The organism is Stenotrophomonas sp. JAG2 (genome assembly GCF_041080745.1).
Classification (GTDB): Bacteria; Pseudomonadota; Gammaproteobacteria; order Xanthomonadales; family Xanthomonadaceae; genus Stenotrophomonas; species Stenotrophomonas maltophilia_AA.
The window spans coordinates 88,943-114,208 of sequence record NZ_JBEUMH010000010.1; the positions used below are offsets into that span (position 1 = coordinate 88,943).

The following is a 25,266-nucleotide window of genomic DNA, read 5'->3' on the forward strand; positions in this document are numbered from 1 at the left end:
ATCGTATCGTTGAACAGGCCACGCACGTGTTTTCAGCAGACCAACGCATCATCCAGAGCAGGTGGCAGGAAGAAGCGTATCCCCGTCGGAATTCACTTGCTTTCGCGAATGGATTTTACTGCCTGTTCGAAACGTCCGAGCAGCACCCGGGGGTGATGGAGAAGACATGGATTCCGGCGTCGGATGCGTGGCAGGTGGGCGCCCATGGTTGTGAGGGGCTGGCAATACTGAGTGCCATCACGCTGTCGACAGACACGCTGATCACCTGTGGCGAGTGCTGCGCCGCAGGTGAAGATGGCTTCATCGCAGTGAGCGAGGCCGCGACCAATCGGCTGATCTGGCTGCTGGTGCTGAGCCGAACGGACCCGTTCGTCGCCCTGGCGCTGGAGGACGATCGCATCCGCGCCACCTCGTCGAGCGGCACAACGATCCTCATCCTGTTGCACCGCCCGGACCAGCTATCCATCGCTTGGGGATGAAGAGGCTGGGTGCCGCAATCGCGCGGAAGGCATCCACGCATGAATCATGCTACGTGCCCGGCGGCAGCCGCTCTGCGCATGGCGATCCGTTCATTGGATTGGCGCCCCATGGAGCCGCGTGGATCTACCCGGTTACAGCGTGATCTGCTGGAAATTCTCAACGCGGTCGTGGCCGTGCGTGGCTTCACCACTGCGCGGCAACGGGTAATCCTCAAGCCGATCCAGCAGACGGGTCTGCAGGCCCGCCTCGCGGGCAGCATCCAGCTCTTCCACCACATCGGACAGGAACAGGATCTGCCCGGGCGGCACGCCGATCGCCTCGACGATGTGGCGGTAGCTGTCCGCCTCGCGCTTGCCGCCGACTTCGGTGTCGAACCAGCCCGAGACCAGCCCCGTCAGGTCACCGGCCTCGCTGAAGCCGAAGAACAGCTTCTGCGACGGGACCGAACCGGAGGAATAGACGTACAGCGGCTTGCCCTCGGCATGCCAGCCCTTCAGCACGGCGGCCACTTCCGGGTAGAAGTGCGCTTTGTAATCGCCGTTGCGATAACCAGCTTCCCAGATCATGCCCTGCAGCGCCTTGAGCGCGGTGTGCTTGCGGTCCTGGTCGATCCAGCCCTGCAGCGTCTCCACGATCAGGCTGTCCTGGCAGGCGCCGCCGATCTCCACCGCCACCGCGTCCAGCCAGCGGCGCACCTGCGGCTCCTGGCCATGCGCGGCGACGAACGCCGGCAGCGCCTTGCGCGCATACGGGAACAGCACGTTCTTGACGAACGAAATGCTGCTGGTGGTGCCCTCGATATCGGTGAGGATGACGGTCGGATGCGGCATGGATCAATCGGCCTGGTGCTGTGCGGGGTGGTAACGCGGGAAGGTCTGGGCGATGTCGCTGCCGGTGAAATGGCCGACCCAGCCATCCGGCTCGGTGAAGAAGCGGATCGCCACGAAGCTCGGCTCCTCGCCCATGTCGAACCAGTGGGTGATGCCATCGGGCACGGCGATCAGGTCGTTCTTGACGCACTCGATCTCGTAGACCTTGCCGTCCACGTGCAGGGTGAACAGCCCCGACCCGGCAACGAAGAAGCGGACCTCGTCTTCCTTGTGGAAGTGCTCGTCCAGGAACTTCTTGCGCAGCTCGGCGCGGTTCGGGTTGTCCGGCGCGATCGACGCGACGTCCACGCTCTTGAAGCCGTGCGTGGCAACCAGCCGGTCGATATCGACCTTGTAGGCGGCGAAGACCTCGTCCTGGCTGGCGCCCGGCGCGACTTCATGGGCCGCCTGCCAGCGCTCGAAGGTGACGCCGATCGGCTTGAGTTCGGCGGCGATCGCCTCGCCATCCCGGCTGTCGAACAGCGGGACATCCGGGGCGGTGTCATCAAATATGCGGAGTCGGCTCATGGCGGCGGCATCGAGGCGAAGAGGGGAAGGAAAGGGTACCAGTGCGGCGCCGGGGTGGGGGCGACGCACTGATGCCGAAGCGCGGAATACAGATTCTCTTCAGGAATCTGAGCGCGATCAGCCGCGCAGCTTGCGCAGCTCCAGCTCACAGTGCAGCAGGAATTCGAAGGCTTCCATGTGGCGGCGCGCCTCGGCCATGGTGCGGCCCCACGCGTACAGGCCGTGGCCGTCGATCAGGTAGCCCCACAGCGGCTGGGTGTCGAGCAGGGCATCGACCTGGGCCGAGAGCACGTCCATGTCCTGGGTGTTGGCGAACACCGGCACATCGACCGCCATCTCGTGGGTGCTGTTGCCGTGGAAGGCCTTCAGCAGCTCGTAGCCTTCCAGCCGGATGTGGCCCTGCGGCGCATACAGCCGCGAGGCGATGGTCTGCACCGGCGAATGGGTATGCAGCACGCAGCCGATCTCCGGGAAACGGCGGTACAGCTGGGTGTGCAGCAGGGTCTCGGCGGAGGGGCGCAGCGGGCGGCCGACGGCCTTGCCGTCGAAATCCACCACCATGATGTCGTCCTCCACCAGCCGGCCCTTGTCCTTGCCGGAGACGGTGATCGCGGCATGGCGGTCATCCAGCCGGTGGGAGAAGTTGCTGCTGGTGGCCGGGGTCCAGCCGGCGTGGGCCAGCTCGCGGACGTTGTCGATCAGCAGCTGGGCCAGTTCGCTCAGGCGCGCGGTGTCGTACGGGAAGGTGGGGGTGCTCATGCCGGTCATTTTAGCTAGGTCAAACGCTAAAAGCAGGTCTGGCGATTGGGCCGGACGGGGTGGGGTTTGCGGGGGACGCCGCAAGTACGTCCCTGTAGCCTCCAGGGATGGATTCACGGCGTCCCCCGCGAACCCACACCACCCCGCCAAACCGACCGAAACAGGACAGCTGACGCTTCGGCCGGTGCGTCGGCCGTTGGCTTAGGCGTGATCCTTACTTCCCGCGCAAGCGGCTATGGCGATAACCGTAGCTGAAGTAGATCGCGAAACCACCCAGCGTCCAGAAGCCCATCAGCATCCAGTTGTGCGCCGTCATCGCCGTCAGCAGCGCGATGCAACTGAGCACGCCCAGACTGCAGATCAGCCACGCCATCGGCATCCGGAACGGACGCGGCAGGTCCGGCTGGGTGCGGCGCAGGATCAGCACGCCCGCGCAGACCGCCGCGAACGCGATCAACGTGCCCATCGAAGTCAGCTCACCGAGGACGTCGAGCGGGAACACCGCTGCCAGCAACGCGATGCCGATGCCCGTGATCACCGTGTTGATGTGCGGCGTGCGGTACTTGGGGTGGATCTTGGTGAACAGCGGCGGCAACAGCCCGTCGCGGCCCATGATCATGAAGATGCGCGGCTGCGCGATCACCATCACCAGCACCACCGAGGACAGCCCGATCAGCGCGCCGATCTCCACGACCACGCGCAGCCAGCCCAGCTGCGGATGCGCCGCCACCGCGGTCACCACCGGCTCGTCCGTGCCCAGCAGCTGGTACGGCACCAGCCCGGTCATCACCGCCGCCATGGCGATGTACAGCACCGTGCAGATCACCAGCGAGAGCATCATGCCGATCGGCATGTCGCGCTGCGGCTTGTGCGATTCCTGCGCGGCCACCGAGACCGCCTCGAAACCGATGTAGGCGAAGAAGACCATCGCCGCACCGCGCAGCACGCCATCGAAGCCGTACTTGCCCGGGCCTTCGTTGTCCGGAATGAACGGCGTCCAGTTGGCCGGATCCACGTACTTCCAGCCCACCACGATCACCAGCAGGATCAGCGCGGTCTTGAGCACCACCATCGCCATGTTCATGGCCGAGGATTTGCTGATGCCCACGTAGCACAGCCAGGTCAGCAGCAGCACCAGCACGGCGGCCGGGATGTTGGCGATGGCGCCGGTCGGGCGCAGCTGGCCATCGAGTGGCGCACTGACCAGCGCGGCCGGCAGATGGATGTCGAAGTGACTGAGCAGGCTCAGGAAATAGCCGGTCCAGCTGACCGCCACCGCCGAGGCGGAAACGCCGTATTCCAGCACCAGCATCCAGCCGATGAACCAGGCCGAGAGCTCGCCGAACGTGGCATAGGTATAGGTGTAGGCACTGCCGGAGACCGGCACCATCGCCGCGAACTCGGCATAGGCCATCGCGCAGAACGCGCAGCAGATCGCGGCCAGTACGAACGACAGCATGATCGCCGGGCCGGCATGGTTGGCCGCGGCCTGGCCGGTGATCACGAAGATGCCGCCGCCGATGACCGCGCCGATGCCCAGCGCGGTCAGGCCCCAGGGGCCGAGGGTACGGCGCAGGCTCAGGCCGTTGGCGTCTTCATGGGCGGCGTGCGGATGCTTGGTGGCCCACAGTTGCTTGAACATGGTTTGGAATTCTTCTCAGGCGCGACGTATCAAACGACCGCGCCGGCACTGGGCCGGCCCGGCAGCATTCAGGCGGACTTCTTGTTCAGCTTGCTGTGGCGGATGCCGTAGCCGAAGTAGATGCACAGGCCCAGCAGGGTCCAGGCCACGAACAGGTGCCAATGCACCACGAACGCCTGGTAGAACAGGAACAGACAGGCGAGCGCGCCTACCGGGCAGATGATCCACACCAGCGGCACACGGAACGGCCGTTCCAGCTCCGGGCGCGTGTAGCGCAGGATCAGCACGCCGATGCATACCGTGGCGAACGCCAGCAGGGTGCCCATCGAGACCAGCTCGCCGAGCACGTTCAGCGGCACGGTGCCCGCCAGGGTGGCGGCGATGGCACCCACCACGATCGTGCTCCAGTACGGGGTGCGGAAGCGCTTGTGCACCTTGCCGAAGATCTTCGGCAGCAGGCCGTCGCGGGAGATCGTGTAGGCGATGCGGGTCTGGCCCATCATCATCACCAGCACCACCGAGGACAGGCCGGCGATCGCACCGATTTCCACCGCGGTCTTGAGCCAGGACAGGGTCGGGTAGGGCTCCAGCGCGGTGGCGACCGGCTTGTCGGTGCCCAGCAGGTGGTACGGCATCATGCCGGTGAGTACGGCGCAGACGATGATGTAGACGATGGTGCACACGGCCAGCGAGCCGAGCAGGCCGATCGGCATGTTGCGCTGCGGATCCTTGGTTTCGCCGGCAGCGGTGGAGACCGCATCGAAGCCGATGTAGGCGAAGAACACGATGGTCGCCGCACGGAACACGCCGCTCCAGCCGAACTCACCCGGCACGCCGGTGTTCTCCGGAATGAACGGGGTCCAGTTGGCCGGGTCCAGATGCGCCGCACCGAAACCGATGAACAGACAGATCACGGTGACCTTGATCGCCACGATGATCGCGTTGACGAAGGCCGACTGGGTCACGCCGACGTACAGCAGGCCGGAGACGGCCGCCACGATCAGTACCGCCGGCAGGTTGAACAGCTTGCCGGAGGAGATGAATTCATGGCCGGTCCAGGCGATGGGCGCGGCGCTCAGCGCATCCGGGAACGGCATGTTGAGCGTGGTGGTGATGAAGCTGATCAGGTACGCCGACCAGCCCACCGCGACCGAGGCCGAGGCGAACAGGTACTCCAGCACCAGGCACCAGCCGATGAACCAGGCCATGCCCTCACCGAGAGTGGCGTAAGAGTAGGAGTAGGCGCTGCCGGAGACCGGCATCATCGCCGCGAACTCCGCGTAGCACAGGCCGGCCAGTGCGCAGGCGAAGCCGGCAAACACGAACGACAGCATCACTGCAGGGCCGGCGTGGTTCGCCGCGGCCTGGCCGGTGAGCACGAAGATGCCGGCACCGATCACCGCACCGATGCCGAGCAGGATGAGGTGTTTCGCTGTGAGGGTCCGTTTCAGTGTGGGCTCGCCGTCCAGGCTGCCTTCGATGGGCTCGCCGGCATCGACGTGCGGTGCCGGTGCGACCGGTTTGACCCTCAACAGAGACTTCAGCATGCAGTGCTTCCCTAAATGAACAAAGGTGAGGCGCGCGGTACATTGCCGCACGCCCTGATGGCGACTGGGCGCCCCAGCGGTGCGGGGCCCGCTGTACCTTAGCCAAAGCTGAAGCCGCTGTACAAGCACAAATGCAGCATGGCCGAGCGATAATCGGCCAAATCCGCACGATGCCCGCGCCTGCCATGTCGTTGAACCCCGAATCCATTGCCATTCCTGACGCTGCCCTGCGCAGTCAGCTTGACGCCTACGCCCGCCGACACCCCGGGGACGCGGCGCTCGCTGACGAATTCAGCACATTGCTGGACGATCCGGAAAACCCGTTCCTGCGCGAGCGCCTGGCCGGGCACTTCACCGGCAGTGCGTGGCTGGTCAGCGCCGACGGGCAGCGCGTGCTGCTGACCCACCACCGCAAGCTGGACCGCTGGCTGCAGCTGGGCGGCCATGCCGACGGCGAGCGCGATCTGGCCCAGGTCGCGCTGAAGGAGGCCGAGGAAGAGTCCGGGCTGACCGCGCTGGTGCTGGAGGATGGCGAACTGTTCGACATCGACAAGCACTGGATCCCCGAACGCAGGGACGTGCCCGGGCATTGGCATTACGACGCCCGCTACGTGGTGCGGGCGCTGGGCAGCGAGCAGTTCGCGGTCAGCGAAGAGTCGCTGGCGCTGGCCTGGCGCGATATCCGTGACGTGGCCAACGCGGCGATCGAGACCCCGGATGGGGACGATTCGCTGCCGCGCATGGCCAAGCGCTGGCTGGCGCGTTAATAAAGCACACGGGTGCGCAGCGTGCCCGGGATGGCCGCCAGCTCGTCGCGCACGGCGCCGGCCTGGGCTTCGCTGGCGGTGATGTCGATCACCACGTAGCCGACCTTCGGATCGGTGCGCAGGAACTGGCCGTCGATGTTGACGTTGTGGCGCGAGAAGATCTCGTTGACCTTGGACAGCACGCCCGGCACGTTCTGGTGGATGTGCAGCAGGCGCAGGCTCTCGGCATGCTCGGGCAGGGTCACCTCCGGGAAGTTGACCGCCGAGAGGGTGCTGCCGTTGTCGCTGTAGCGCACCAGCTTGGCCGCCACTTCCACGCCGATGTTGTCCTGCGCTTCCAGCGTGCTGCCGCCCACGTGCGGGGTCAGGATCACGTTGTCGTGGGCCGTCAGCGGGGAGACGAAGGCATCGCCGTTGCCCTTGGGCTCGACCGGGAACACGTCCAGCGCCGCGCCGCCGAGATGGCCCGAGCGCAGCGCCGCATCCAGCGCGTCGATGTCGACCACGGTGCCGCGCGCGGCATTGATCAGGTGCGCGCCGGGGCGCATCCGCGCCAGTTCATCGGCGCCGATCATCCACTGCGTGGCCGGGGTTTCGGGCACGTGCACGGTTACGATGTCGGCGCGCGCCAGCAGGTCGTCCAGGCTGATCGCCGCCCGGGCATTGCCCAGTGAGAGCTTGGTTTCCACATCGTGGAAGATCACCTGCATGCCCATCGCCTCGGCCATCACGCCGACCTGGGTGCCGATATGGCCATAGCCGATGATGCCCAGCGTCTTGCCGCGCACCTCGTGGCTGCCCGCCGCTGATTTGGACCAGCCACCGCGATGGCACTCGGCGTTCTTCTGCGGGATGCCGCGGGTGAGCATGATCGCCTCGGCGATCACGAGCTCGGCCACGCTGCGGGTGTTGGAGTAGGGTGCGTTGAACACCGGGATGCCGGCCAGTTCCGCCGCCTCCAGGTCGACCTGGTTGGTGCCGATGCAGAAACAGCCGACCGCCATCAGGCGCTTGGCATGCACCAGCACATCCGCGCTCAGCTGGGTGCGCGAGCGGATGCCGACGATGTGGGCCTCGGCGATCCGGGCCTTGAGTTCGTCTTCGGGCAGCGCCTTGCTGTGCAGTTCGATCTGCGAATAGCCGGCCGCGGTGAACACGTCGATCGCGGTCTGGCTGACCCCCTCGAGCAACAGTACGCGGATATCCTGCTTCGGGAACGAGGTCTTTTTCGGCGACATGGGCGGCGTGCGACGTGTGGCGGCGGGAGCCCCCAACTATGCCAGAAGCCAGCGCCGATGGTGCGGTGCGCCAATCGCTGGCCTGACAGTTTCAGATGCACCTATTTGGGTAGGGCTGGCGAGGGCGATCGACGCCCCGGCGACTGGACGCGGCCCGTAGCGGCTGGCAGGCTTGCGGGCTCCCCCGGCACTGCCAGACGCCCCATGACCGATCCGCGCCTTGATTCGCTGCTGCACGATTGCCCCGGGCTGCGCCTGAAGACCGATCCGGCCGATCTGGAGCACTACGGCCGCGACTGGACCCGCCGCTGGACGCCGGCGCCACTGGCGATCGCGCTGCCGGGCACGGTCGAGGAGGTGCAGGCGATCCTGCGCTGGGCCAGTGCCCGCAACGTGGCGGTAGTGCCTTCCGGCGGCCGGACCGGCCTGTCGGGTGGCGCCGTCGCAGCCGATGGGGAACTGGTGCTCAGCCTGGAACGGATGAACAAGCCGCTGGCCTTCGATGCCGTCGACCGCACCCTGACCGTGCAGGCCGGCATGCCGCTGGAGGCGGTGCACAACACAGCGCTCGAGCACGGGCTGATCTATCCGGTGGATTTCGCCGCGCGCGGGTCGTGCTCGATCGGCGGCAACATCGCCACCAACGCCGGCGGCATCCGCGTGATCCGTTACGGCAATACCCGCGAGTGGATCGCCGGCCTGACGGTGGTGACCATGGCCGGGGAGCGGGTGGAGCTCAACAAGGGCCTGATCAAGAATTCCAGCGGCTACGACTTCCGCCAGCTGCTGATCGGCTCGGAAGGCACGCTGGGCGTCATCGTGGAAGCGACCCTGAAGCTCACCGACCCGCCGCCGGCGAGCAACGTGATGCTGCTGGCACTGCCCTCGTTCGAGGTGCTGATGCAGGTGTTTGCCGCGTTCCGCGAACGGCTGCAGCTGCAGGCCTTCGAATTCTTCACCGACCGCGCGCTCGAGCACGTGCTGGCGCACGGTGCGCAGGCGCCGTTCGATGAGGTCCATCCGTATTACGTGGTGACCGAGTTCGCTGCGGGCGATGAGGCCCAGGAAGCCGCCGCGATGGCCGCCTTCGAAGACTGCATGACGCACGGCTGGGTCAGCGATGGCGTGGTCAGCCAGAGCGATGCGCAGGCCGCGCAGCTGTGGCGGCTGCGCGAAGGCATCACCGAGGCGGTGGCGCGCTACAAACCCTACAAGAACGACGTTTCGGTGCGGATCTCGGCGATGCCGGCGTTTCTCGCCGAAACCCAGGCGCTGATCGGGCAGGCGTACCCGCAGTTCGACGTGGTCTGGTTCGGACACATCGGCGACGGCAACCTGCACATCAACGTGCTCAAGCCGGACGGCACCGCGGATGCCGAGTTCCTGACCCAGTGCGAGCATGTCACCAAGCTCCTCGCTGGCGTGTTGAGCCGGTTCGACGGCAGCATTTCGGCCGAGCACGGGATCGGCCTGGTCAAGAAAGGCTATCTGGACAGCACCCGCAGCGCCGCGGAAATCGCCTTGATGAAGGCGGTCAAACGCGCGTTTGATCCCCAAGCGCTGCTGAATCCCGGCAAGGTCTTCGACCTCTGAGACAAGACAGGATTTCACGCAGCCTATACGCTCTGTGCTTTCCACCACGAACGACACCCTGATGATGCGTCCGATCCTGCTTCTTGCCGTGCTTGCCCTGCCGCTGTCTGCGATGGCGTCCAGTTTTGCCGGCAGCTCCGCCGGCTCCGCATCGGGCGCATCCTCGGCCGGTTCGTCCAGCTCGGGCGATGACAAGATCGTGCTCGATGCGCGTGATGACGCTGCGGCCTTCGTGGCCAGCGACGGCGCCATCCGTGGCGCACGCCTGGAAGCGGCGCTGCTGCACCTGCGCGAGCAGGGTGCTGCGCAGCAGGCCAGTGACATGGCGCTGGCCAGGACCCTGCTGGCACGCTGATGCAACCCGCCGGTCAGGTCCGCCGCTGGCGCTGGGCGGTCCTGATCGCGTGGCTGGCCGCGCCTTGGGCGCACGCCGCGCTGCAGCTGGACCTGCAACCGCAGGGATTGAACACGGCGCAGATCGTCGCCGCCGAGCGCACCCTGCAGCAGGTACGCACGCGCCTCCCTTCCGGGTGGCAGGAACGGTTCCAGCAGCCGGTCCTGGTCCGCTGGTCGGACACGTTGCCTGCCCACGTGCACGGCCGTGCCCACAACGGCACGATCACCCTGCAGCGCGCGCTGCTCGACACGGTGCAGGAGGATCAACCATTGCCGCGCCCGCTCGAGGCGGCACTGATCCATGAACTGACCCACGTGCTGGACCGTTCGCCGCAGGGCGGCTGGTCACGCGACGCGCGCCTGCGCGATCTGGCCGGCTGGCAGCGACGCCCGTGGAAACTCGGCCGCACCGGCAACGCCTTCAGCGGGCGCAGCCCCGATGATTACGAGCGTGCCAGCCCGGCCGAGTTCCTGGCGGTCAACGCCGAGCACCTGCTGCTCGATCCCGGGTACGCCTGCCGTCGACCGGCCGTCGCCGCGTGGTTCTCCAACCACCTGGGGCCGATCGCGCACGCGGTCGACTGCGACACCCGTCTGCCGTTGATGCAGGCCGAAGAGGAGGCGGGCGCTGCGACGCTGCTCGAGCTGGATCCAGCGCGGGTTTACGGCGTCGACTACCTGCTCGCCGAGGGCAATGACCAGCTGATGAGCCGCTGGGGCCACAGCATGCTGCGGCTGGTGATCTGCGCGCCGGGGCGGCCACGCGGGCCGGCCTGCCGGATGGACCTGTCCCATCACCGCGTGCTGTCCTACCGCGCCTTCGTCGGCGATGTGCAGATCTCCAGCTGGCGCGGGCTGACCGGTGCCTATCCCTCGCGTCTGTTCGTGCTGCCGCTCAACCAGGTCATCAACGAATACACCCAGCTCGAGCTGCGGGGGCTGTCCTCGGTGCCCTTGGCGATGGATCAGCAGGACATCGCCGGCCTGCTCGAGCGTGTCGCGCAGGTTCACTGGAGCTACGACGGGCGCTATCTGTTCGTCAGCAACAACTGCGCGGTGGAGACCGGCAAGCTGCTGCAGGAAGGCGTGCCGCGCCTGGCGTCGCCCGGTTTGAACCGGCTCACCCCGCGCGGCCTGCTGACCCGTCTGGAGCGCCTGGGCGTGGCGGATGCCAGCGTGCTGGCCGATCGCGGGCAGGCGACCCGGCAGGGCTATTACTTCGCGTCGGCGGAAGCGCATTACCAGCAGCTGTTCGATGTCGCCCGCCGGCAGCTGCCGCTGGGCACGGCGAACGTCGGCGACTGGTTGCGGCAGCCGGCCAGTGAGCGGGCGCGCTGGGTGGAGCAGGGCGATCTGCGCGCCACGGCGGCCCTGTTGTTGCTGGAGCAGGCGGCACTACGCCGCGAGGAACTGCGTGCGCGCGATGTCCTGAAGCGGCTGCTCGGCGATCCGGACGCGGGCGATGCCGCAGCGCGCGACAGGCTGCGCGCGTTGCTCGAGGACACCGGGCAGCTGGTCAGCCCGGCCGCCCTGGTGAAGGGGGGAGGCTACGGTCTGCCCTCCGCCGATGAGCGCGCGATGGCCGCCGAAGCTGCAATGCAGCTCAGTGCGCAGGGCGCGCCGGCCTGGAAGGCGCTGCAACGGCAGTTGAAGCAACGCCTGCCGGTGCGGCAGCAACGCGAGCTGGCCACGATCGACAGCTCGCTGGTCCGGCTCGGCGCGCGGATGCGCGAACTGGCCCGGGAAGACGGCGTTACTGCCGCGGCAGCTCGATGACGAAGCGCGCGCCGCCCAGCGTGCTGGCTGTGCAGGCGACGCGGCCGCCATGCGCATCGGCGATTGCCTTGACCACCGCCAGCCCCAGCCCGCTGCCACCGCGCTGACGCGAGCGCGAGCCATCGCCGCGCAGGAAAGGATCGAAGATCTGCTCACGCAGCGCCGCATCGATGCCGGGCCCTTCGTCGTCGATGGCGATCTGTACGTGGGTGGCGCTGTCGTGCACGGCGATGCGGACCCTTCCGGGCGTGGCGTAGCGCCGCGCATTCTCCAGCAGCGCCATCAGCGCCTGGCGGACCCGGGTCGGGTCGCAATGCGCCGGATGCTCCTCGCGCGAGGTTTCCAGCTCCAGCACGAAGCCGCTGCTGCGGAAGCCCGGGTCGACCAGGGTCATCACCGACTGCACTTCCTGCACCACATCGTTGCGGGCGCGGCGGACATCCAGGCGGGCGCTGTCGGCCAGGCCCAGCACGCGCAGGTCCTCGATCAGCCGCGACAGCCCTTCGACCTGGGCCAGCAGGCTGCGGAACTGGCCTTCATCCGGGGCGAACACCCCTTCGGCCAGGCCCTGGAGGCGGCCGCGCAGGATGGTGACCGGCGTGCGCAGCTCGTGCGCGATCGCCGCGTGCCACATCACCCGGTCGGCCTCGATGTTCTGCAGCCGGCGCGCCATCGCGTTGAAGTCGTCCACCAGCAGCGCCACTTCGCCGAGCGAGCGATCACTGACCGCGGCGCGCGCGCCCAGGTCACCATCGGCAAGCCGGCCGATGCTGTCCACCACCGCATTGAGCGGGGTCAGGATGCGCTGGGACAAACGTACCGAGGCGGCGACGGCCAGGGTCAGCCCGATCAGGGTCACGCCCACCATCCAGACCAGCTCGGGGCCGCTGGGCACCCAGCTGACCGGCTCCTCGGCGCCACCGGGGTAGAACGCCACCAGCACGGCATACAGCAGGTAGGAGCTGAGGATCACCATCACGATGACCGCCAGCACCATCATCGACATCGACAGCACGATGTGCCGGCTCAGGCCCGAGCGGCGCATCAATGGTCCGCCGCCAGCCGGTAGCCGACGCCGCGCACGCTGGCCGGCACGTTGGCCAGGCCGACATCATCGAGTTTGCGCCGCAGCTTGCTGACGTGGCTGTCCACGGTGCGCTCCAGCGCTTCGCTTTCCGGCAGGCACGCGTGCATGAGTTCGCTGCGGCTGAAGATGCGCATCGGTGCCAGCGCCATGCAGTGCAGCAGTTTGTATTCGGTCAGGGTGAGCAGCAGTTCGTGGCTGTAGCCATCGCCTTCGACATGCACGGCGTGGTGCTCCGGATCGATCACCAGGCTGCCCACGCGCAGGATCTCCGGTGCGCTGGGGCGCGGCGCATTCAAGGTTCGGCGCAGCACCGCACGCACCCGCGCGGCGACTTCGGCCGGGTTGAAGGGTTTGACCACGTAATCGTCCGCGCCCATCCGCAGCGCGGTGAGCTTGTCCAGGTCCTGGTCCAGCGCGGTCAACATGATCACCGGCGTATCGCCGCGCTGGCGCAGCGTATTGAGCACGGTCCAGCCGTCCATGCCCGGCATCTGCACGTCGAGCAGGACCAGGTCCGGCCGCGCGCTGCGATGCAGGGCGAGGGCGCTGAGGCCGTCCTGCGCGCGCAGCGTGCGCAGGCCTTCGCGGGCCAGGTAGGCCGCGACGATGTCGGCGATCTCGGGTTCGTCCTCGACGATCAGGACCAGGGCGTTGAGCGAATGATCCCAGCGCGCGGTGGGGGCGCCGGGTGAATCGGAGGCGGGCATGCAGGGCAGGGCCGGAAGGTGCTTGTGCTCCATCGTATCTCCACACTTCCTCCATCGAAACCCCACTGAGCCCGCGCAGACTGCGGCCATCGTGATTTCAGCCGGTGTTCCGGCCCTGTGCTGCGGATGAAGAACTCCAGATGGATGGCCGCCCTTGGGGCGGCGAAAGAGGCGCGGCGCGTGCGCGGCGGGCGCGTGACGCTGCGACGATGGCGGGTGCACACATGAACGCGCTTCTGCAACCGGCACACGTCGAGGCAGCCGAGGCGCGGCTCTGGGATGCGCTGGTCCAGTGGCAGCCGCAGCAGTTGCGTGCGTTGCTGTCGCCGGCACTGTTCCTGACCGACCACGCTGGCCACCGCCAGGATGCGTCCCCGCTGCTGGCGGGCTGGAACGCACGGCGCATCCGCATCGCCGCGATCGAGCGGCAGCAGACCGAGCAGCTCGCCTGCGGCGCGATGGTGCTGGTCACCGGCGAGCTGCGCATCCACCTCGATGGCGAGCACGGCAGGCGCCTGCACACGATGCGCCTGCTGCGGGTCTGGACGCGCAGCAGCGCCGCGCCGGGCGTGCATCTGCTGTCGATGTGCGTGCTCCCTGCATCGCCACCGCTGCACTGAACCGCGCGTTCAGCAGGGCGGGCGGGGTCAGCGCCGCTTCACCTGTTCTCACGGCGCGGCAGGTACGATCAAGTGTTGTCGACGTTATCGCAAGGAGTTCCTCATGCGCGCATCTCCCTGGTTGTTGAGCCTGGCCGTTACCGGCGTACTCGCCGCCTGCCAACCGGCCACCGAGAGCAGCCCCGCCGCCGACGGCAGCGAAGCGCCGCCCCCCCTCGATGCCTCCACGGCCGATGAGCGCAGCTACGCCTTCCGCTGTGGCGAGCTGGAAGTGCATGCCACCTACCGCGGCCAGGATTCGGCGACGGTGGTGGTGGGCGACCGCACCTTCCCGATGTCGTCGCAGCCGGCCGCATCCGGTGCCAAGTATGGCGATGGGCAGGGCAACGAATTCTGGACCAAGGGCACCACCGACGGGATCCTGATCCTCAAGGGCGAGCCGGATCGCACCTGCACCGGCACCGGCGAGCAGGGCGGCGAAGCACCGCCGGCCAACCCCACGGCCAATGCGGATGCCGATGCGGCGGACGGGTTCCGCGCGACCGGCAACGAGCCCGGCTGGCTGGCCCAGGTCGGTGCGGGTGCGACGCCGGCGCTGCACATCGAGATGGATTACGGCGAGCGCAAGCTCGAGATTCCCAGCCCCACGCAGGGCCGTGATGGCTGGTCCGGTACCGCCGCCGATGGCACCCCGGTCAAGCTGACTTTCCAGCGCACGGTGTGCCAGGACGATATGAGCGGCCAGGCCTTCGGGGCCACCGCGATGCTGACGGTCGGTGCGCGCCAGTACCATGGGTGTGGCGATTTTGCCGGTGCGCCGTCGCTGGCAGCCAAGCCCTGATCGATCCGTCGTCACCGGATGCGCGCGTGCGCGTCCGGTGAGGCATCACATGCCGCGCGGGCAGGGATTGGGCAGCGCGCGGCTGCGCGTATCCAGGACCAGTTCGTTGCGGGTGCCGAGCAGCATCAGCTCGGTGTGCACCAGGCAATTGTCCGCATGGCGCTGCAGAAGCTGGTTGAACAGCCCGGCGCGGTCGTCGCAGTACTCATGGATCGCATACGCCAGTTCGCGGGCGCGGTCCTCGTCGTAGGCTTCTTCGCCGGCGAAGTGCTGGCACGCGCTTTCGCGGCCCAGGAACGCCTGCACGTCGCCCGGCATCGCGCAGTACATGCGGATGTCTTCGGCCACGAACAGCTCGGCAGGCACGTCGCAGCGTGCATTGCCGGTGGTATCGACCGCTGCCGCGGCGGCCGCGGCTTCGGGGTCCAGCGTCTCGCTCTCCACCGCCCGCGGCGAGCACGCCGCGAGCAGCAGGAGCAGGACGGTCGGAGCGGACCGCTTAGTCGGCACGGCCGGCGAATTCACCGGTGGTGGTGTTGACCAGCACGCGCTCGCCGTTGGCGATGTACTCCGGCACCATGATCTCGATGCCGGTGCTCAGCTTGGCCGGCTTCGGGCGCTTGGTGGCGGTGCCGCCCTTGAGCTCCGGCGGGGTCTCGACCACTTCCAGCACCACGCTGGTCGGCAGCTGTACGCCCACCGGGGTCTCGTCGATCACCTGCACGTAGATGCCGGTCAGGCCATCGGTGATGTAGCCGGCGTCATCGCCGAGCACGTCCGCGTCGACCATGTACGGGGTGTAGTCCTCGTCGTCCAGGAAGACGAAGGCGTCGCCGTCCATGTACGAGTAGGTCGCCTGGCGGCGCAGCAGTTCGACTTCCGGCAGGTTGTCGTCGGCATCGAAGCTGGAATCGAGCTTGTTGCCGCCGGGCACGCTGTACATGATGAAACGGAAGCGGACATTGCCGCCGCGGCCCTGCGGGGAGCTGCGTTCGATGTCGCGGATCTGGTAGACGCCGTTGTTGAATTCGACGACGTTGCCTTTCTTGATGTCGCTGGCTTTCATGGGAATGAAGGTCGGTTCGTGGAGGTGGCGGGTGCCGGAACCGGGCACCCAGCGGGTTGCGTGCTCGCTTACTTCGGCGCCAGACGCACGGCGCCGTCAAGGCGGATGGTCTCGCCGTTGAGATAGGTGTTGCCCAGGATGTAGGCGACCAGGCCGGCGAAATCGTCCGGCTTGCCCAGGCGCGGCGGGAACGGGATGGAGGCGGCCAGCGATTCCTGCACGGCCGGCGGCATGCCGTCGACCATCGGGGTCCAGAAGATGCCCGGGGCGATGGTCATCACGCGGATGCCGAAGCGCGACAGCTCGCGGGCCATCGGCAGGGTCATGCTGACCACGCCGCCCTTGGAGGCGGCATAGGCGGCCTGGCCGATCTGGCCCTCATAGGCGGCCACGCTGGCGGTGTTGATGATCACGCCGCGCTCGCCGTCCTCGCCCGGGGTGTTGTGCTGCATGCGGTTGGCGGCGGCCTTGGCGACGTTGAAGCTGCCGACCAGGTTGACCATCACCGTGCCCTGGAAGTTGGCCAGCGGCATCGGCGCTTCTTTGCCCAGTACGCGGCCGGCGCCGAGGATGCCGGCGCAGTTGACCGCCACGTTCAGCCCGCCCAGGAAGTCGCAGGCGGCCTCGATCTGCGCGGCCACGGCGGCTTCATCGCTGACGTTGGTGCTGTAGTAGCGCGCATTGGCCTGGCCCAGTTCGGCCACGGCGGCGGCACCCTTCTCGTCATTGAGATCGAACAGGGCCACCTTGGCGCCGTGAGCGACCAGGTGCTGGGCCACGGACAAGCCGAGGCCGGAGACACCGCCGGTGATGACGGCGCGGACAGAAGACAGCTGCATTGCACGATCCCGCTGGTTCAAGAACCGCCGATTCTAACGGAAGCGGTCGCGATCACTGTTGTGCACTGCCCACGGCGACCCTCGCGCGCAGCGCCAGCCGCCGGGCGAACTCATCCGGTGCCAGCCCCGGCGCGAACAGGAAGCCCTGGCCGACCGACACCCCCAGGGTCTGCAGGAACTGGCGCTGGGCCTCCGATTCGATGCCCTCGGCCACCAGTCCCAGCCCGAGGCTGCGGGCGATCCCGCACACGGCTTCGCAGACGGCGACATCCGAGCGGTTGCCCGGGACCCCCTCGACGAACAGCTGGCTCAGTTTGAGTCCGTGGATCGGCAGCCGGCGCAGGTAGTTCAGCGCGCTGTAGCCTTCGCCGAAGTCGTCGATGGTGAGCAGCACGCCCATCTCGCGCAGCTGCGCGAAGGTGCGCAGGGTGTCCGGCGCGTCCTCGATCAGGACCCGTTCGGTGAACTCCAGCTCCAGCGCGCTGCCGGGCAGGTGGAACTCATCCAGCACCGCGCGCACGTGCCGGGCCAGGTCTTCGCCGACGAACTGCCGGTAGGACACGTTGACCGCCACCCGTACGATGCCGAGCCCGTCATCCTGCCAGCGGCGTACCTGCCGGCAGGCCTCGCGGAGCACCCACAGGCCGATCCGGACGATGTCGCCGGTGTTCTCGGCATGGCCGATGAAGATATCCGGACGCAGCTCGCCCAGCTGCGTGTTGCGCCAGCGGATCAGTGCCTCGGCGGCGATCAGCTGGCCGCTGTGCAGGTTGACCTGCGGCTGGTACACCAGATGGAACTCATCGTCGTCCAGCGCGCGGTGCAGGCGGCTCTCGATCTGCAGGCGATCGTGCTGGCGCTGGGCCAGCTCGGGCGAGAATACCTGCCAGCCGTTGCGGCTGCGCCGCTTGCAGTCGTACATGGCGATGTCGGCGTTCTGGATCAGCTGCTGGGGGCGCAGTCCGTCCTGCGGCGCGCGCGCGATGCCGATGCTGGTGGTCACCGGAAACTCGTCGGCGCCGAAACGGAACGGTGTGCTGAAGGCGCGGGTGATGGCCTCGGCCAGCTGCTCGGGCTGGTCGGCCTGGTCGCGGGTATCGCAGACCACCAGGAACTCGTCGCCGCCGAACCGCGCCAGCAATCCTTCGGTGCCGATCGCCGTGGCGATGCGGCGGGTGGCATCGATCAGCAGTTCATCGCCGGCGTTGTGGCCGAGCAGATCGTTGACGATCTTGAACCGGTCCAGATCGATGTACAGCACGGCAACCCGGCAGTGCGTCGGGTTGGCCATGCGCGTGGCCAGATCATTGAGCACCGCGTCGCGGTTCATGATCCCGGTGAGGGGATCGGTGCGCGCCTGGATGCGCAGTGTCTCCTCGGCCTGCTTGCGCGCGGTGATGTCCTGCACGGTGCCGGCGATGCGCGCGGCATCCACATCCCCGGCCTCGGCCTCGCCGATCATGCGCACCCAGAACGAGTGGCCGTCGCTGCGCTGGCCCTGCAGTTCCAGCTCGAAGGAGACCTGTTTGTCGATCACGTCCAGCAATGCCTGCTGCAGCTGCGAACGGTCATCCAGGCGCAGGCATTCGAGCAGCTCGGCCATGTCGCGCATCGGCAGCGCCTGGCCGAGGATGCGGGTCGCCTCGTCGGTCAGGTACAGGCGCTGCAGGCCACGGTCCCACTCCCAGCCGCCGATGTGCGCCAGTGACTGCGCGCGGTCGAACAGGGTGTTGTTCCGTTTGAGTTCGGTGATGTCACTGAACAGCGCGAACACATGGTCCGGTGCATCGCGCCCGTTGCCGTACACCGGCACGTTGGTGGTGGAGATCCAGATCATCCGCCCGCGCGGGCGATGGTACAGGCCGACGATGGTGCTGCGCACGATGCGGCCGCTCTGCAGCGAAACGCTGGCCGGCCACTGCTCGCGGGTGAGCGGGTGACCGTGCTCGTCCACGCTGATCCAGTCTTCCGGCGCCAGCATCGCCTGCAGGCTGCCGCCATTGCCGGCCGTGCCGAGGATGCGGTGCGCGGCCGGGTTGGCCGAGACCACGCGCAGCTGGCGGTCGAACAGGATCACGCCCTTGTCGATCGATTCCATCAGCAGCCGGTAGCGCGATTCGGCCTGCCAGCGGCTGCTCAGATCCCGGGCCACCGCCACGATGCAGTGCTCGCCCTGGTGTTCGAAGCCGGCCGAATGCACCTCGACGGGAAACCGGCTGCCGTCGCCGCGCATGTTGGTGACTTCGATGACATAGGTTTCGCCCCGGTGCAGGGCCTCCCAGACCGGGTCCAGATGGTCGCCGGGCAGGTCGGGGTTCAACAGCTCGATCGGCTGCCCGACGATCTCCTCGCGGGGGCGGCCGTAGGCGCGCACGCCGGCCTTGTTGAGGTCCAGCACCACGCCGCTTTCGCTGAGGATGCTGACCGGGTCCGGGACCGCATCGAACAGCGCGGCATAGCGACGCAGGGCCAGCTGGCGCTCGTCCATGGCTTCCTGCAGGGCCTGCTGGACATTCTCCAGCAGGCCGCGCAGCTCACCCGGCGAGCGGGCCAGTGCATGCTCCAGGGCGGCCAGCGCGTGGACGTGGGCGGTGAGGTGATCACCGACCGCAGCGTCCTTGCGCCGGCCGCCGCTTTTCATGTCGCCGCCAGCGCCTTGCCAGCCTTGCTGCCGGTCTCGCGCCCGAGGCGCGCGGCAAGCCAGCGCCCCGTGGCGGCCAGTGCCGGCAGATCGATGCCGGTGCGCATGCCGATGCCGTGCAGCATGTAGACGACGTCCTCGCTGGCGACGTTGCCGCTGGCGCCCTTGGCATACGGGCAGCCGCCCGCACCGGAGACGGCCGAGTCGACCACGCGCACGCCTTCTTCCAGGCAGGCATCGATGTTGGCCAGCGCCTGGCCATAGGTATCGTGGAAGTGCACGGCCAGCGCGGCCATCGGCAGCTCGCTGGCGACGGCCTTGAGCATCGCGCGTGCCTTGCGCGGGGTGCCGACGCCGATCGTGTCGCCGAGCGAGATTTCGTAACAGCCCATCTCGTGCAGCGCACGGGCGACGCGCACCACCCCGCTCACCGCGACCTCGCCCTGGTATGGGCAACCGAGCACGGTGGACACGTAGCCACGCACCTTGACCCCATCAGCCTTGGCCCGCTCCAGGATCGGCGCGAAGCGCGCCAGCGACTCTTCGATGCCGGCGTTGGTATTGGTCCGGTTGAACGTTTCCGAGGCGGCGGTGAACACCGCCACTTCCTGGACACCCACCGCGCGGGCACGGTCGTAGCCCTGTTCGTTGGGCACCAGCACCGGGTAGTCGATGCCGGGAAGGCGGTCGATCCCGGTATAGACCTCGGCGGCGTCGGCCAGTTGTGGCACCCAGCGCGGGCTGACGAAGCTGGTGGCCTCGATGGTGCGCAGCCCGGTGAGCGAGAGCTGGCGGATCAGCTCGATCTTGTCGGCGGTGGCGACCGGCTGGGCTTCATTCTGCAGCCCGTCGCGCGGGCCGACCTCGACGATGCGGACGAAATCATCCATGGGCCAGTCCTCCGCGAACGGAGCGACGGACGACCAGCAGGGGGCGGGGCGGGGTAGAGGTCACGGAGATTCCTGTCAGACGAAAGGCGGCCCACGGTCCCCGGCAGGCCACGAAAAAGGGATACGCGGGATGGGCGACAAAGCGGCCATCCCGCCGGCGTGGGGCGGTCAGCCGGGGTGGTGGCAGACCGCTTCGATGTTGTTGCCGTCCGGGTCGAGCACGAAGGCCCCGTAGTAATCGGGGTGGTAGTGCTCGCGGATGCCGGGGGCGCCATTGTCGGTGCCGCCGGCCGCCAGTGCGGCGCGGTGGAAGGCGTCCACGTCGGCGCGGCGGCCGACGCTGAAGGCCACGTGCACGCCCCCGTGGGCACCGGGCGCGTTGCCGATCCAGAAGTCCGGCTTGCCCGTGCGGCCGAAGCCGGCATGGTCGTGATCGCCGGTCTGGGCGGCCGACACCTGCATCACCACCGAGATGCCCAGCGGGGCCAGGGCCTGCTGGAAGAACGCCAGGCTGCGCGCGAAATCGGCGCAGCGGATGCCAACGTGGTCGAGCATGACGCTTTCCTCAGTCCTGGGTGACCCAATGCGGGGCGCGTTTGTCGAGGAAGGCCCCAAGGCCCTCCTGGCCTTCGGCCGAGACCCGCAGGCGGGCGATCAGGGCCGCGTTGTCGCGGTCGGTGGCATCGCGGTCGCGGCCCAGCGCGACCCGGCGGACCAGGTCCTTGGCCGAGGACGAGGCCACCGGGCCGGCCTTGTCGAGCAGGCCAAGCTGGCGCTGGACGGCCTCGTCGATCCGTTCCGGCTCGATCAGCTGGTGGACCAGGCCGATGCGCAGGGCGGTCTCGGCATCGAAATGCTCGCCGGTGGCGAACCAGCGACGCGCCTGGCGGGGGCCGATCGCATCGATGACATAGGGCGAAATCACCGCGGGCAGCAGGCCCAGGCGGCTTTCGGTCAGCCCGAAGCGGGCGCTGGTGCTGGCGATGGCGATGTCGCAGCAGGCGACCAGGCCGACCCCGCCACCGAAGGCGGCCCCCTGGACGCGGGCAATGGTTGGCTTGGGCAGCTCGTCCAGGGTCCGCATCAGGCGGGCCAGCGCCAGCGAGTCCTGGCGGTTGTCTTCCTCGCTGGCGGCGGCCATGCCACGCATCCACTGCATGTCCGCGCCCGCCGAGAACGAGGCGCCTTCGCCGGCCAGCACCACCGCGCGGACGTGGTCGTCGCGGCCGGCGGCCTCCAGGGCGGCCGTCAGCTGAGCGATCAACGAGGCGTCGAAGGCGTTGTGCAGGGCCGGGCGGTTCAGCCACAGGGTCAGCACCGAGGCGCTGCGTTCAATCCGTAGTGCATCACTCATGGGTCGGCTTGCTCCGTTACATGTACAGATCATAGCGGGCCATGGGTCACGGGCAATGCCGCGGCGCGTCGATGGTAGAATTGATAACCATTCCTATCATCGAGAAGGCGCTCCGTGACGTTGTCCGATCTGGCGCTGTACAGCTCCGCCGTGGTGGAGTCCGTGCAGGAACTACACGCAAACGATGCGATCGCCCGCCGACTGAAGGAGCTTGGCTTCGTCAAAGGGGAAGAGGTGCGTCTGGTCGCCCGTGGGCCGGTCGGCGCCGAGCCACTGCTGGTGCAGGTCGGGTTCACGCGCTTCGCGCTGCGCCGCAGTGAGGCCGCCCGTATCGTGGTCACCGCATTGCAGGCGCGGGAGGCCTACGCATGAGCACCGCGACCAACGCCCTGCGCATCGCCCTGGTCGGCAACCCCAACAGTGGCAAGACCGCGCTGTTCAACCAGCTGACCGGCAGCCGCCAGAAAGTGGCCAACTACACCGGCGTCACCGTCGAGCGCAAGGAAGGTCGCCTGCGTGCGCCGTCCGGCCGCGAGTTCGCCGTGCTCGATCTGCCCGGCGCCTACAGCCTGCAGCCGGCCAGCCTGGACGAGGCGATCACCCGTGATCTGTGCCGGGGCTTCTACCCCGGCGAGGCCGCCCCGGACGTGCTGCTGTGCGTGATCGATGCGACCAACCTGCGCCTGCACCTGCGCTTCGCGCTGGAGCTGCGCGAGCTGGGCAAGCCGATGATCGTGGCGCTGAACATGGTGGATGCGGCCGAGCGCCGCGGCATCAAGATCGACGTGCAGGCGCTGGAACAGGCGTTGGGCGTGCCCGTGGTGGAGACCGTGGCGGTGCGTCGCAATGGCGCGGCCAGGCTGGTCGAGCGCCTGGATGCGATGGTGCCGCACCTGCAGGCGCCGGTGGCAGTGCCCGCAGCCGAGACCGATTACCACGCCCAGGTGCGCGACATCCTCTCCGCCTCGGTGAGCATGCCGACGCGCACGGCGAAGATCGACGACGCGCTGGACCGCTGGCTGCTGCACCCGGTGTTCGGGCTGCTGACCCTGGCGGTGGTGATGTTCCTGATCTTCCAGGCCGTCTACGCCTGGGCCACCCCGGTCATGGACCTCATCGAGGCCGGGACCGCCGCACTGGGTGGGTGGATCGGGGGCGCGCTGCCGGAAGGCCCGCTCAACAGCCTGCTCACCGACGGCATCATCGCCGGCGTCGGCGGGGTGATCGTGTTCCTGCCGCAGATCCTGATCCTGTTCGCCTTCATCCTGGCGCTGGAGGAGTCGGGCTACCTGCCGCGCGCGGCCTTCCTGCTGGATCGCATGATGGCTGCGGCCGGCCTGTCCGGGCGCTCGTTCATCCCGCTGCTGTCCAGCTTCGCCTGCGCGGTGCCGGGCATCATGTCCACCCGCAGCATCCAGGACCCGCGCGACCGGCTCGCCACGATCCTGGTCGCTCCGCTGATGACCTGTTCGGCGCGCCTGCCAGTGTATGCGCTGCTGATCGGCGCCTTCATCCCGCAGAAGCAGATCTGGGGCGTGTTCAACCAGCAGGGCCTGGTCTTGTTCGGGCTGTACGCGGCCGGCATCGTCAGCGCGCTGCTGATGTCGTGGACGATGAAGAAGTGGCGCCGCGACAAGAGCGAGCATCCGCTGATGCTGGAACTGCCGTCCTACCGCATCCCGCACCCGCGCGATCTGGCGGTCGGGCTGTACGAGCGCGGCATGATCTTCCTCAAGCGCGTGGGCGGCATCATCCTGGCGCTGACCATCCTGCTGTGGGTCCTGCTGTCGTTCCCGGGGGCGCCGGAGAACGCCACGATGCCGGCGATCGACTACAGCTTCGCCGGCCAGATCGGTCACGCGATGGCGGTGTTCTTCGCGCCGCTGGGCTTCAACTGGCAGATCTGCATCGCGCTGATCCCGGGTTTGGCCGCGCGCGAAGTGGCGGTGGCCTCGCTGGCCACGGTGTACGCACTGTCCGCCGCCGATGACGATGCGGCCAGCCAGGCACTGACGCCCCTGATCAGCGATGGCTGGTCGCTGGCCACCGCGCTGTCGCTGCTGGTCTGGTACATCTACGCCCCGATGTGCATCTCCACGCTGGCCACGATCAAGCGCGAGACCAACTCGTGGAAGCAGATGGGCTTTGCCACGTTCTACCTGTTCGCGGCCGCCTACATCGCCTCACTGATCACCTACCAGGTGACCGTGGCACTGGGCGGCGGCTGATGGAGACCGGGCTGCTGCTGCAGTACGTCGTGATCGCGCTGGCCGTGCTGGTCAGCGCGTGGGTGGTGATGAAGAAGCAGTTCCCGGGCACCGTGCGCCGGGCGCGCGGGGCGATCGCGCTGGGGCTGGTCAAGCCGCAGCGTGCCGCCTGGCTGCAGGCGCTGGGCCGCAGGATCGCGCCACCGGCCACGGGTGGCGGTGGTGCGTGTGGCGGCTGCGACAGTTGTGGGCCGACGCCGCCGAAGCAGCACTGAGGGGCGGGATCCACGCCCTGCGTGGCTTCTCCTGCAGGACCACGGTCAGCACGGTCAGCGGCCTTGGCTGCCCAGTCGCTCCACCTGCCGCAACCAGGCCTCACGCTGCGCCAGCGTGGTGCTGCGCACCGGGCCAAATCCGCTGATCCTGACCGGCTTGATCCCGCAGAATTCCAGGATCGTGCGGCGGATCTGCTGATATCCCGGCATGCGGTACACCCAACGGTAGTACCAGGGCGGGGTGTCCAGGGTAGTGATCACCCGCGCGCTGCGCCCACTGAGCAACCGGTCCCACCACACCGAATCCTTGCGATAGCGGAATGCGACGCCAGGCAGGAAGGCACGGTCAAAGAAGCCCTTCAACAGTGCCGGCATGCCGCCCCACCAGGTCGGGTAGACCAGCACCAGGTGGTTGCACTGGGCAATGGCGGCCATGATCTCCTGCAGGTCCGGCTCCAGCGGCTGGATCTGCCGGTAGCCATGGCGCAGGACAGGATCGAAATCGGCCTCGCCCAGGGCGAACAGGTGGACGCAGTGCCCGGCCGCCTGCGCGGCGTCCCGGTAGCGCTCGGCCATTGCGCCGCACAGGCTGTCACGGTCGGGGTGGCCAAGCAGGATGACGATGGAGCGGGACATGGGCGAACTCGCAGGAGGGGAGCGCAAGCCTGCGGTCTGCCCCATGGGGCAGAGTCAAGCGGCCCGGCAGTCGCCAGCAGCCATGCAGCTTTCCAGTGCGCCGGTATCCCCGTGGACGACGAGGTCGGCCACCTCATCGCGTAGAACGCTGAGTGCCTGGTCAAGCTGGTGGAGGCGCTCCATGTCTGCGCGCACCGCCAGTTGGCGCGTGACCAGCAGTGTCTGCACGCGTGGCCAATCGATGCCGCCATCGGCACGACGCAGGCAGGCCACGTCGGCAAGGCGGAACCCCAGCGTCAGCGCCTGGCGGATCAGCTGGACCAGGTGGAGATCCTGTTCGCTGTAGTCGCGGTAGCGATTCACCCGCGGGATCGGCGCCAGCAGGCCCCGTGCTTCATACAGGCGGATGGCCTTCTGGCTCGCGCCGCTGCGTCGGGCGATGTCGGAGATGCGCATGGATCAATCCCGCATCCGACCGCCATGCACCGCCAGGTGATGGCCGAGGTCG

27 protein-coding genes are annotated in these 25,266 nt (G+C 68.0%); 10 read left to right on the forward strand and 17 right to left on the reverse strand.

The genetic code is table 11. The features are described 5' to 3' along the window. Positions 1-26 precede the first annotated feature (26 nt). Positions 27-479, forward strand: coding sequence for a hypothetical protein (locus tag AB9O74_RS14000; RefSeq protein ID WP_369349668.1), 453 nt, complete (start codon positions 27-29; stop codon positions 477-479). Positions 480-611: 132 nt separating this feature from the next. On the opposite strand, the gene mtnC is transcribed toward AB9O74_RS14000, so the two are convergent. The 5 genes from mtnC to AB9O74_RS14025 form a co-directional block, all read right to left on the reverse strand. After that, the gene (mtnC, locus tag AB9O74_RS14005) at positions 612-1,310 is read right to left on the reverse strand and encodes an acireductone synthase (protein ID WP_369349669.1); all 699 of its coding nucleotides are present in this window, start codon (positions 1,308-1,310) and stop codon (positions 612-614) included. A gap of 3 nt (positions 1,311-1,313) precedes the next feature. Next, positions 1,314-1,877, reverse strand: coding sequence for an acireductone dioxygenase (locus tag AB9O74_RS14010; protein WP_346470538.1), 564 nt, complete (start codon positions 1,875-1,877; stop codon positions 1,314-1,316). 117 nt (positions 1,878-1,994) lie between these two features. Then, on the reverse strand, positions 1,995-2,636 hold the full coding sequence (locus AB9O74_RS14015; RefSeq protein WP_026069746.1) for a methylthioribulose 1-phosphate dehydratase: 642 nt from the start codon (positions 2,634-2,636) through the stop codon (positions 1,995-1,997). Positions 2,637-2,850: 214 nt separating this feature from the next. Then, positions 2,851-4,278, reverse strand: coding sequence for an amino acid permease (locus tag AB9O74_RS14020; RefSeq protein WP_176989109.1), 1,428 nt, complete (start codon positions 4,276-4,278; stop codon positions 2,851-2,853). 68 nt (positions 4,279-4,346) lie between these two features. Next, a complete protein-coding gene (locus AB9O74_RS14025; protein ID WP_346492115.1) occupies positions 4,347-5,825 on the reverse strand; it encodes an amino acid permease in 1,479 nt (492 codons plus the stop codon). A 185-nt stretch (positions 5,826-6,010) separates the two neighbouring features. Between AB9O74_RS14025 and AB9O74_RS14030 the strand changes: the two genes are divergently transcribed. Continuing rightward, positions 6,011-6,592 carry an NUDIX hydrolase gene (locus AB9O74_RS14030; protein ID WP_369349670.1) on the forward strand — a complete coding sequence of 194 codons (582 nt, stop codon included), beginning with the start codon at positions 6,011-6,013 and terminating at the stop codon, positions 6,590-6,592. On the opposite strand, the gene serA is transcribed toward AB9O74_RS14030, so the two are convergent. Beyond that, on the reverse strand, positions 6,589-7,830 hold the full coding sequence (gene serA / locus AB9O74_RS14035; protein WP_369349671.1) for a phosphoglycerate dehydrogenase: 1,242 nt from the start codon (positions 7,828-7,830) through the stop codon (positions 6,589-6,591). The two genes, AB9O74_RS14030 and serA, sit on opposite strands and share 4 nt — an antisense overlap. Positions 7,831-8,034: 204 nt before the next feature. Between serA and AB9O74_RS14040 the strand changes: the two genes are divergently transcribed. The 3 genes from AB9O74_RS14040 (at position 8,035) to AB9O74_RS14050 (ending at position 11,595) form a co-directional block, all read left to right on the forward strand. Further along, positions 8,035-9,423 (forward strand): FAD-binding oxidoreductase, encoded by a 1,389-nt coding sequence (locus AB9O74_RS14040; RefSeq protein ID WP_369349672.1) that lies wholly within the window; start codon positions 8,035-8,037, stop codon positions 9,421-9,423. A 61-nt stretch (positions 9,424-9,484) separates the two neighbouring features. Further along, the gene (locus AB9O74_RS14045; protein WP_176989104.1) at positions 9,485-9,778 is read left to right on the forward strand and encodes a DUF2388 domain-containing protein; all 294 of its coding nucleotides are present in this window, start codon (positions 9,485-9,487) and stop codon (positions 9,776-9,778) included. Then, on the forward strand, positions 9,778-11,595 hold the full coding sequence (locus tag AB9O74_RS14050) for a DUF4105 domain-containing protein (RefSeq protein ID WP_369349673.1): 1,818 nt from the start codon (positions 9,778-9,780) through the stop codon (positions 11,593-11,595). Before AB9O74_RS14045 ends, AB9O74_RS14050 begins: the two co-directional genes overlap by 1 nt. On the opposite strand, the gene AB9O74_RS14055 is transcribed toward AB9O74_RS14050, so the two are convergent. Both AB9O74_RS14055 and AB9O74_RS14060 read right to left on the reverse strand, forming a co-directional pair. Beyond that, the gene (locus AB9O74_RS14055; RefSeq protein WP_369349674.1) at positions 11,573-12,640 is read right to left on the reverse strand and encodes an ATP-binding protein; all 1,068 of its coding nucleotides are present in this window, start codon (positions 12,638-12,640) and stop codon (positions 11,573-11,575) included. The two genes, AB9O74_RS14050 and AB9O74_RS14055, sit on opposite strands and share 23 nt — an antisense overlap. Next, positions 12,640-13,389 (reverse strand): response regulator, encoded by a 750-nt coding sequence (locus AB9O74_RS14060; protein ID WP_354274397.1) that lies wholly within the window; start codon positions 13,387-13,389, stop codon positions 12,640-12,642. Before AB9O74_RS14060 ends, AB9O74_RS14055 begins: the two co-directional genes overlap by 1 nt. A gap of 224 nt (positions 13,390-13,613) precedes the next feature. Between AB9O74_RS14060 and AB9O74_RS14065 the strand changes: the two genes are divergently transcribed. Both AB9O74_RS14065 and AB9O74_RS14070 read left to right on the forward strand, forming a co-directional pair. Then, positions 13,614-14,009 carry a nuclear transport factor 2 family protein gene (locus AB9O74_RS14065; protein WP_346488925.1) on the forward strand — a complete coding sequence of 132 codons (396 nt, stop codon included), beginning with the start codon at positions 13,614-13,616 and terminating at the stop codon, positions 14,007-14,009. A gap of 103 nt (positions 14,010-14,112) precedes the next feature. Next, the gene (locus AB9O74_RS14070) at positions 14,113-14,850 is read left to right on the forward strand and encodes an MliC family protein (protein ID WP_369349675.1); all 738 of its coding nucleotides are present in this window, start codon (positions 14,113-14,115) and stop codon (positions 14,848-14,850) included. 45 nt (positions 14,851-14,895) lie between these two features. On the opposite strand, the gene AB9O74_RS14075 is transcribed toward AB9O74_RS14070, so the two are convergent. The 7 genes from AB9O74_RS14075 to AB9O74_RS14105 form a co-directional block, all read right to left on the reverse strand. Then, positions 14,896-15,360 (reverse strand): hypothetical protein, encoded by a 465-nt coding sequence (locus tag AB9O74_RS14075; protein WP_369349676.1) that lies wholly within the window; start codon positions 15,358-15,360, stop codon positions 14,896-14,898. Further along, positions 15,350-15,916, reverse strand: a complete 567-nt coding sequence (gene yeiP / locus AB9O74_RS14080; RefSeq protein ID WP_121036675.1) for an elongation factor P-like protein YeiP — start codon at positions 15,914-15,916, stop codon at positions 15,350-15,352. The genes AB9O74_RS14075 and yeiP overlap by 11 nt, the downstream gene beginning before the upstream one ends. Positions 15,917-15,984: 68 nt before the next feature. Then, positions 15,985-16,755: an SDR family NAD(P)-dependent oxidoreductase gene (locus AB9O74_RS14085; protein WP_176989098.1), complete on the reverse strand. Its 771-nt coding sequence runs from the start codon at positions 16,753-16,755 to the stop codon at positions 15,985-15,987. A 52-nt stretch (positions 16,756-16,807) separates the two neighbouring features. Then, a complete protein-coding gene (locus tag AB9O74_RS14090; protein WP_346479426.1) occupies positions 16,808-19,396 on the reverse strand; it encodes an EAL domain-containing protein in 2,589 nt (862 codons plus the stop codon). Continuing rightward, positions 19,393-20,286, reverse strand: coding sequence for a hydroxymethylglutaryl-CoA lyase (locus AB9O74_RS14095; protein ID WP_369349677.1), 894 nt, complete (start codon positions 20,284-20,286; stop codon positions 19,393-19,395). Before AB9O74_RS14095 ends, AB9O74_RS14090 begins: the two co-directional genes overlap by 4 nt. 168 nt (positions 20,287-20,454) lie before the next feature. Beyond that, positions 20,455-20,841 carry a VOC family protein gene (locus tag AB9O74_RS14100; protein ID WP_369349678.1) on the reverse strand — a complete coding sequence of 129 codons (387 nt, stop codon included), beginning with the start codon at positions 20,839-20,841 and terminating at the stop codon, positions 20,455-20,457. Positions 20,842-20,851: 10 nt separating this feature from the next. Next, positions 20,852-21,640 (reverse strand): enoyl-CoA hydratase-related protein, encoded by a 789-nt coding sequence (locus AB9O74_RS14105; RefSeq protein ID WP_319208088.1) that lies wholly within the window; start codon positions 21,638-21,640, stop codon positions 20,852-20,854. 114 nt (positions 21,641-21,754) lie between these two features. Between AB9O74_RS14105 and AB9O74_RS14110 the strand changes: the two genes are divergently transcribed. Genes AB9O74_RS14110 through AB9O74_RS14120 form a run of 3 tightly spaced genes read left to right on the forward strand, consistent with a single transcriptional unit; the run spans position 21,755 to position 24,122 of the window. Continuing rightward, positions 21,755-22,012: a ferrous iron transport protein A gene (locus tag AB9O74_RS14110; RefSeq protein WP_369349679.1), complete on the forward strand. Its 258-nt coding sequence runs from the start codon at positions 21,755-21,757 to the stop codon at positions 22,010-22,012. Then, on the forward strand, positions 22,009-23,868 hold the full coding sequence (locus AB9O74_RS14115) for a ferrous iron transporter B (protein WP_369349680.1): 1,860 nt from the start codon (positions 22,009-22,011) through the stop codon (positions 23,866-23,868). The genes AB9O74_RS14110 and AB9O74_RS14115 overlap by 4 nt, the downstream gene beginning before the upstream one ends. Further along, on the forward strand, positions 23,868-24,122 hold the full coding sequence (locus tag AB9O74_RS14120) for a DUF6587 family protein (RefSeq protein WP_369349681.1): 255 nt from the start codon (positions 23,868-23,870) through the stop codon (positions 24,120-24,122). Before AB9O74_RS14115 ends, AB9O74_RS14120 begins: the two co-directional genes overlap by 1 nt. Before the next feature lie 54 nt (positions 24,123-24,176). On the opposite strand, the gene AB9O74_RS14125 is transcribed toward AB9O74_RS14120, so the two are convergent. Together AB9O74_RS14125 and AB9O74_RS14130 are read right to left on the reverse strand one after the other, a co-directional pair. Continuing rightward, positions 24,177-24,758 carry an NAD(P)H-dependent oxidoreductase gene (locus AB9O74_RS14125; protein WP_369349682.1) on the reverse strand — a complete coding sequence of 194 codons (582 nt, stop codon included), beginning with the start codon at positions 24,756-24,758 and terminating at the stop codon, positions 24,177-24,179. A gap of 54 nt (positions 24,759-24,812) precedes the next feature. Beyond that, the gene (locus AB9O74_RS14130; RefSeq protein ID WP_369349683.1) at positions 24,813-25,214 is read right to left on the reverse strand and encodes a MerR family transcriptional regulator; all 402 of its coding nucleotides are present in this window, start codon (positions 25,212-25,214) and stop codon (positions 24,813-24,815) included. Between the last annotated feature and the right edge of the window lie 52 nt (positions 25,215-25,266).

Excerpts from the sequence above, each read along its gene's own strand:
- AB9O74_RS14070 (WP_369349675.1), top strand. The coding sequence starts at position 14,113 with ATGCGCGCATCTCCCTGGTTGTTGAGCCTGGCCGTTACCGGCGTACTC.
- AB9O74_RS14055 (WP_369349674.1), bottom strand. The coding sequence starts at position 12,640 with ATGCGCCGCTCGGGCCTGAGCCGGCACATCGTGCTGTCGATGTCGATG.
- AB9O74_RS14130 (WP_369349683.1), bottom strand. The coding sequence starts at position 25,214 with ATGCGCATCTCCGACATCGCCCGACGCAGCGGCGCGAGCCAGAAGGCC.
- AB9O74_RS14085 (WP_176989098.1), bottom strand. The coding sequence starts at position 16,755 with ATGCAGCTGTCTTCTGTCCGCGCCGTCATCACCGGCGGTGTCTCCGGC.
- AB9O74_RS14060 (WP_354274397.1), bottom strand. The coding sequence starts at position 13,389 with ATGCCCGCCTCCGATTCACCCGGCGCCCCCACCGCGCGCTGGGATCAT.
- yeiP (WP_121036675.1), bottom strand. The coding sequence starts at position 15,916 with ATGAAAGCCAGCGACATCAAGAAAGGCAACGTCGTCGAATTCAACAAC.
- AB9O74_RS14045 (WP_176989104.1), top strand. The coding sequence starts at position 9,485 with ATGATGCGTCCGATCCTGCTTCTTGCCGTGCTTGCCCTGCCGCTGTCT.
- AB9O74_RS14030 (WP_369349670.1), top strand. The coding sequence starts at position 6,011 with ATGTCGTTGAACCCCGAATCCATTGCCATTCCTGACGCTGCCCTGCGC.
- serA (WP_369349671.1), bottom strand. The coding sequence starts at position 7,830 with ATGTCGCCGAAAAAGACCTCGTTCCCGAAGCAGGATATCCGCGTACTG.
- AB9O74_RS14090 (WP_346479426.1), bottom strand. The coding sequence starts at position 19,396 with ATGAAAAGCGGCGGCCGGCGCAAGGACGCTGCGGTCGGTGATCACCTC.
- AB9O74_RS14125 (WP_369349682.1), bottom strand. The coding sequence starts at position 24,758 with ATGTCCCGCTCCATCGTCATCCTGCTTGGCCACCCCGACCGTGACAGC.
- AB9O74_RS14115 (WP_369349680.1), top strand. The coding sequence starts at position 22,009 with ATGAGCACCGCGACCAACGCCCTGCGCATCGCCCTGGTCGGCAACCCC.
- AB9O74_RS14040 (WP_369349672.1), top strand. The coding sequence starts at position 8,035 with ATGACCGATCCGCGCCTTGATTCGCTGCTGCACGATTGCCCCGGGCTG.
- AB9O74_RS14120 (WP_369349681.1), top strand. The coding sequence starts at position 23,868 with ATGGAGACCGGGCTGCTGCTGCAGTACGTCGTGATCGCGCTGGCCGTG.
- AB9O74_RS14050 (WP_369349673.1), top strand. The coding sequence starts at position 9,778 with ATGCAACCCGCCGGTCAGGTCCGCCGCTGGCGCTGGGCGGTCCTGATC.
- AB9O74_RS14020 (WP_176989109.1), bottom strand. The coding sequence starts at position 4,278 with ATGTTCAAGCAACTGTGGGCCACCAAGCATCCGCACGCCGCCCATGAA.
- AB9O74_RS14015 (WP_026069746.1), bottom strand. The coding sequence starts at position 2,636 with ATGAGCACCCCCACCTTCCCGTACGACACCGCGCGCCTGAGCGAACTG.
- AB9O74_RS14105 (WP_319208088.1), bottom strand. The coding sequence starts at position 21,640 with ATGAGTGATGCACTACGGATTGAACGCAGCGCCTCGGTGCTGACCCTG.
- mtnC (WP_369349669.1), bottom strand. The coding sequence starts at position 1,310 with ATGCCGCATCCGACCGTCATCCTCACCGATATCGAGGGCACCACCAGC.
- AB9O74_RS14025 (WP_346492115.1), bottom strand. The coding sequence starts at position 5,825 with ATGCTGAAGTCTCTGTTGAGGGTCAAACCGGTCGCACCGGCACCGCAC.
- AB9O74_RS14095 (WP_369349677.1), bottom strand. The coding sequence starts at position 20,286 with ATGGATGATTTCGTCCGCATCGTCGAGGTCGGCCCGCGCGACGGGCTG.
- AB9O74_RS14010 (WP_346470538.1), bottom strand. The coding sequence starts at position 1,877 with ATGAGCCGACTCCGCATATTTGATGACACCGCCCCGGATGTCCCGCTG.
- AB9O74_RS14065 (WP_346488925.1), top strand. The coding sequence starts at position 13,614 with ATGAACGCGCTTCTGCAACCGGCACACGTCGAGGCAGCCGAGGCGCGG.
- AB9O74_RS14100 (WP_369349678.1), bottom strand. The coding sequence starts at position 20,841 with ATGCTCGACCACGTTGGCATCCGCTGCGCCGATTTCGCGCGCAGCCTG.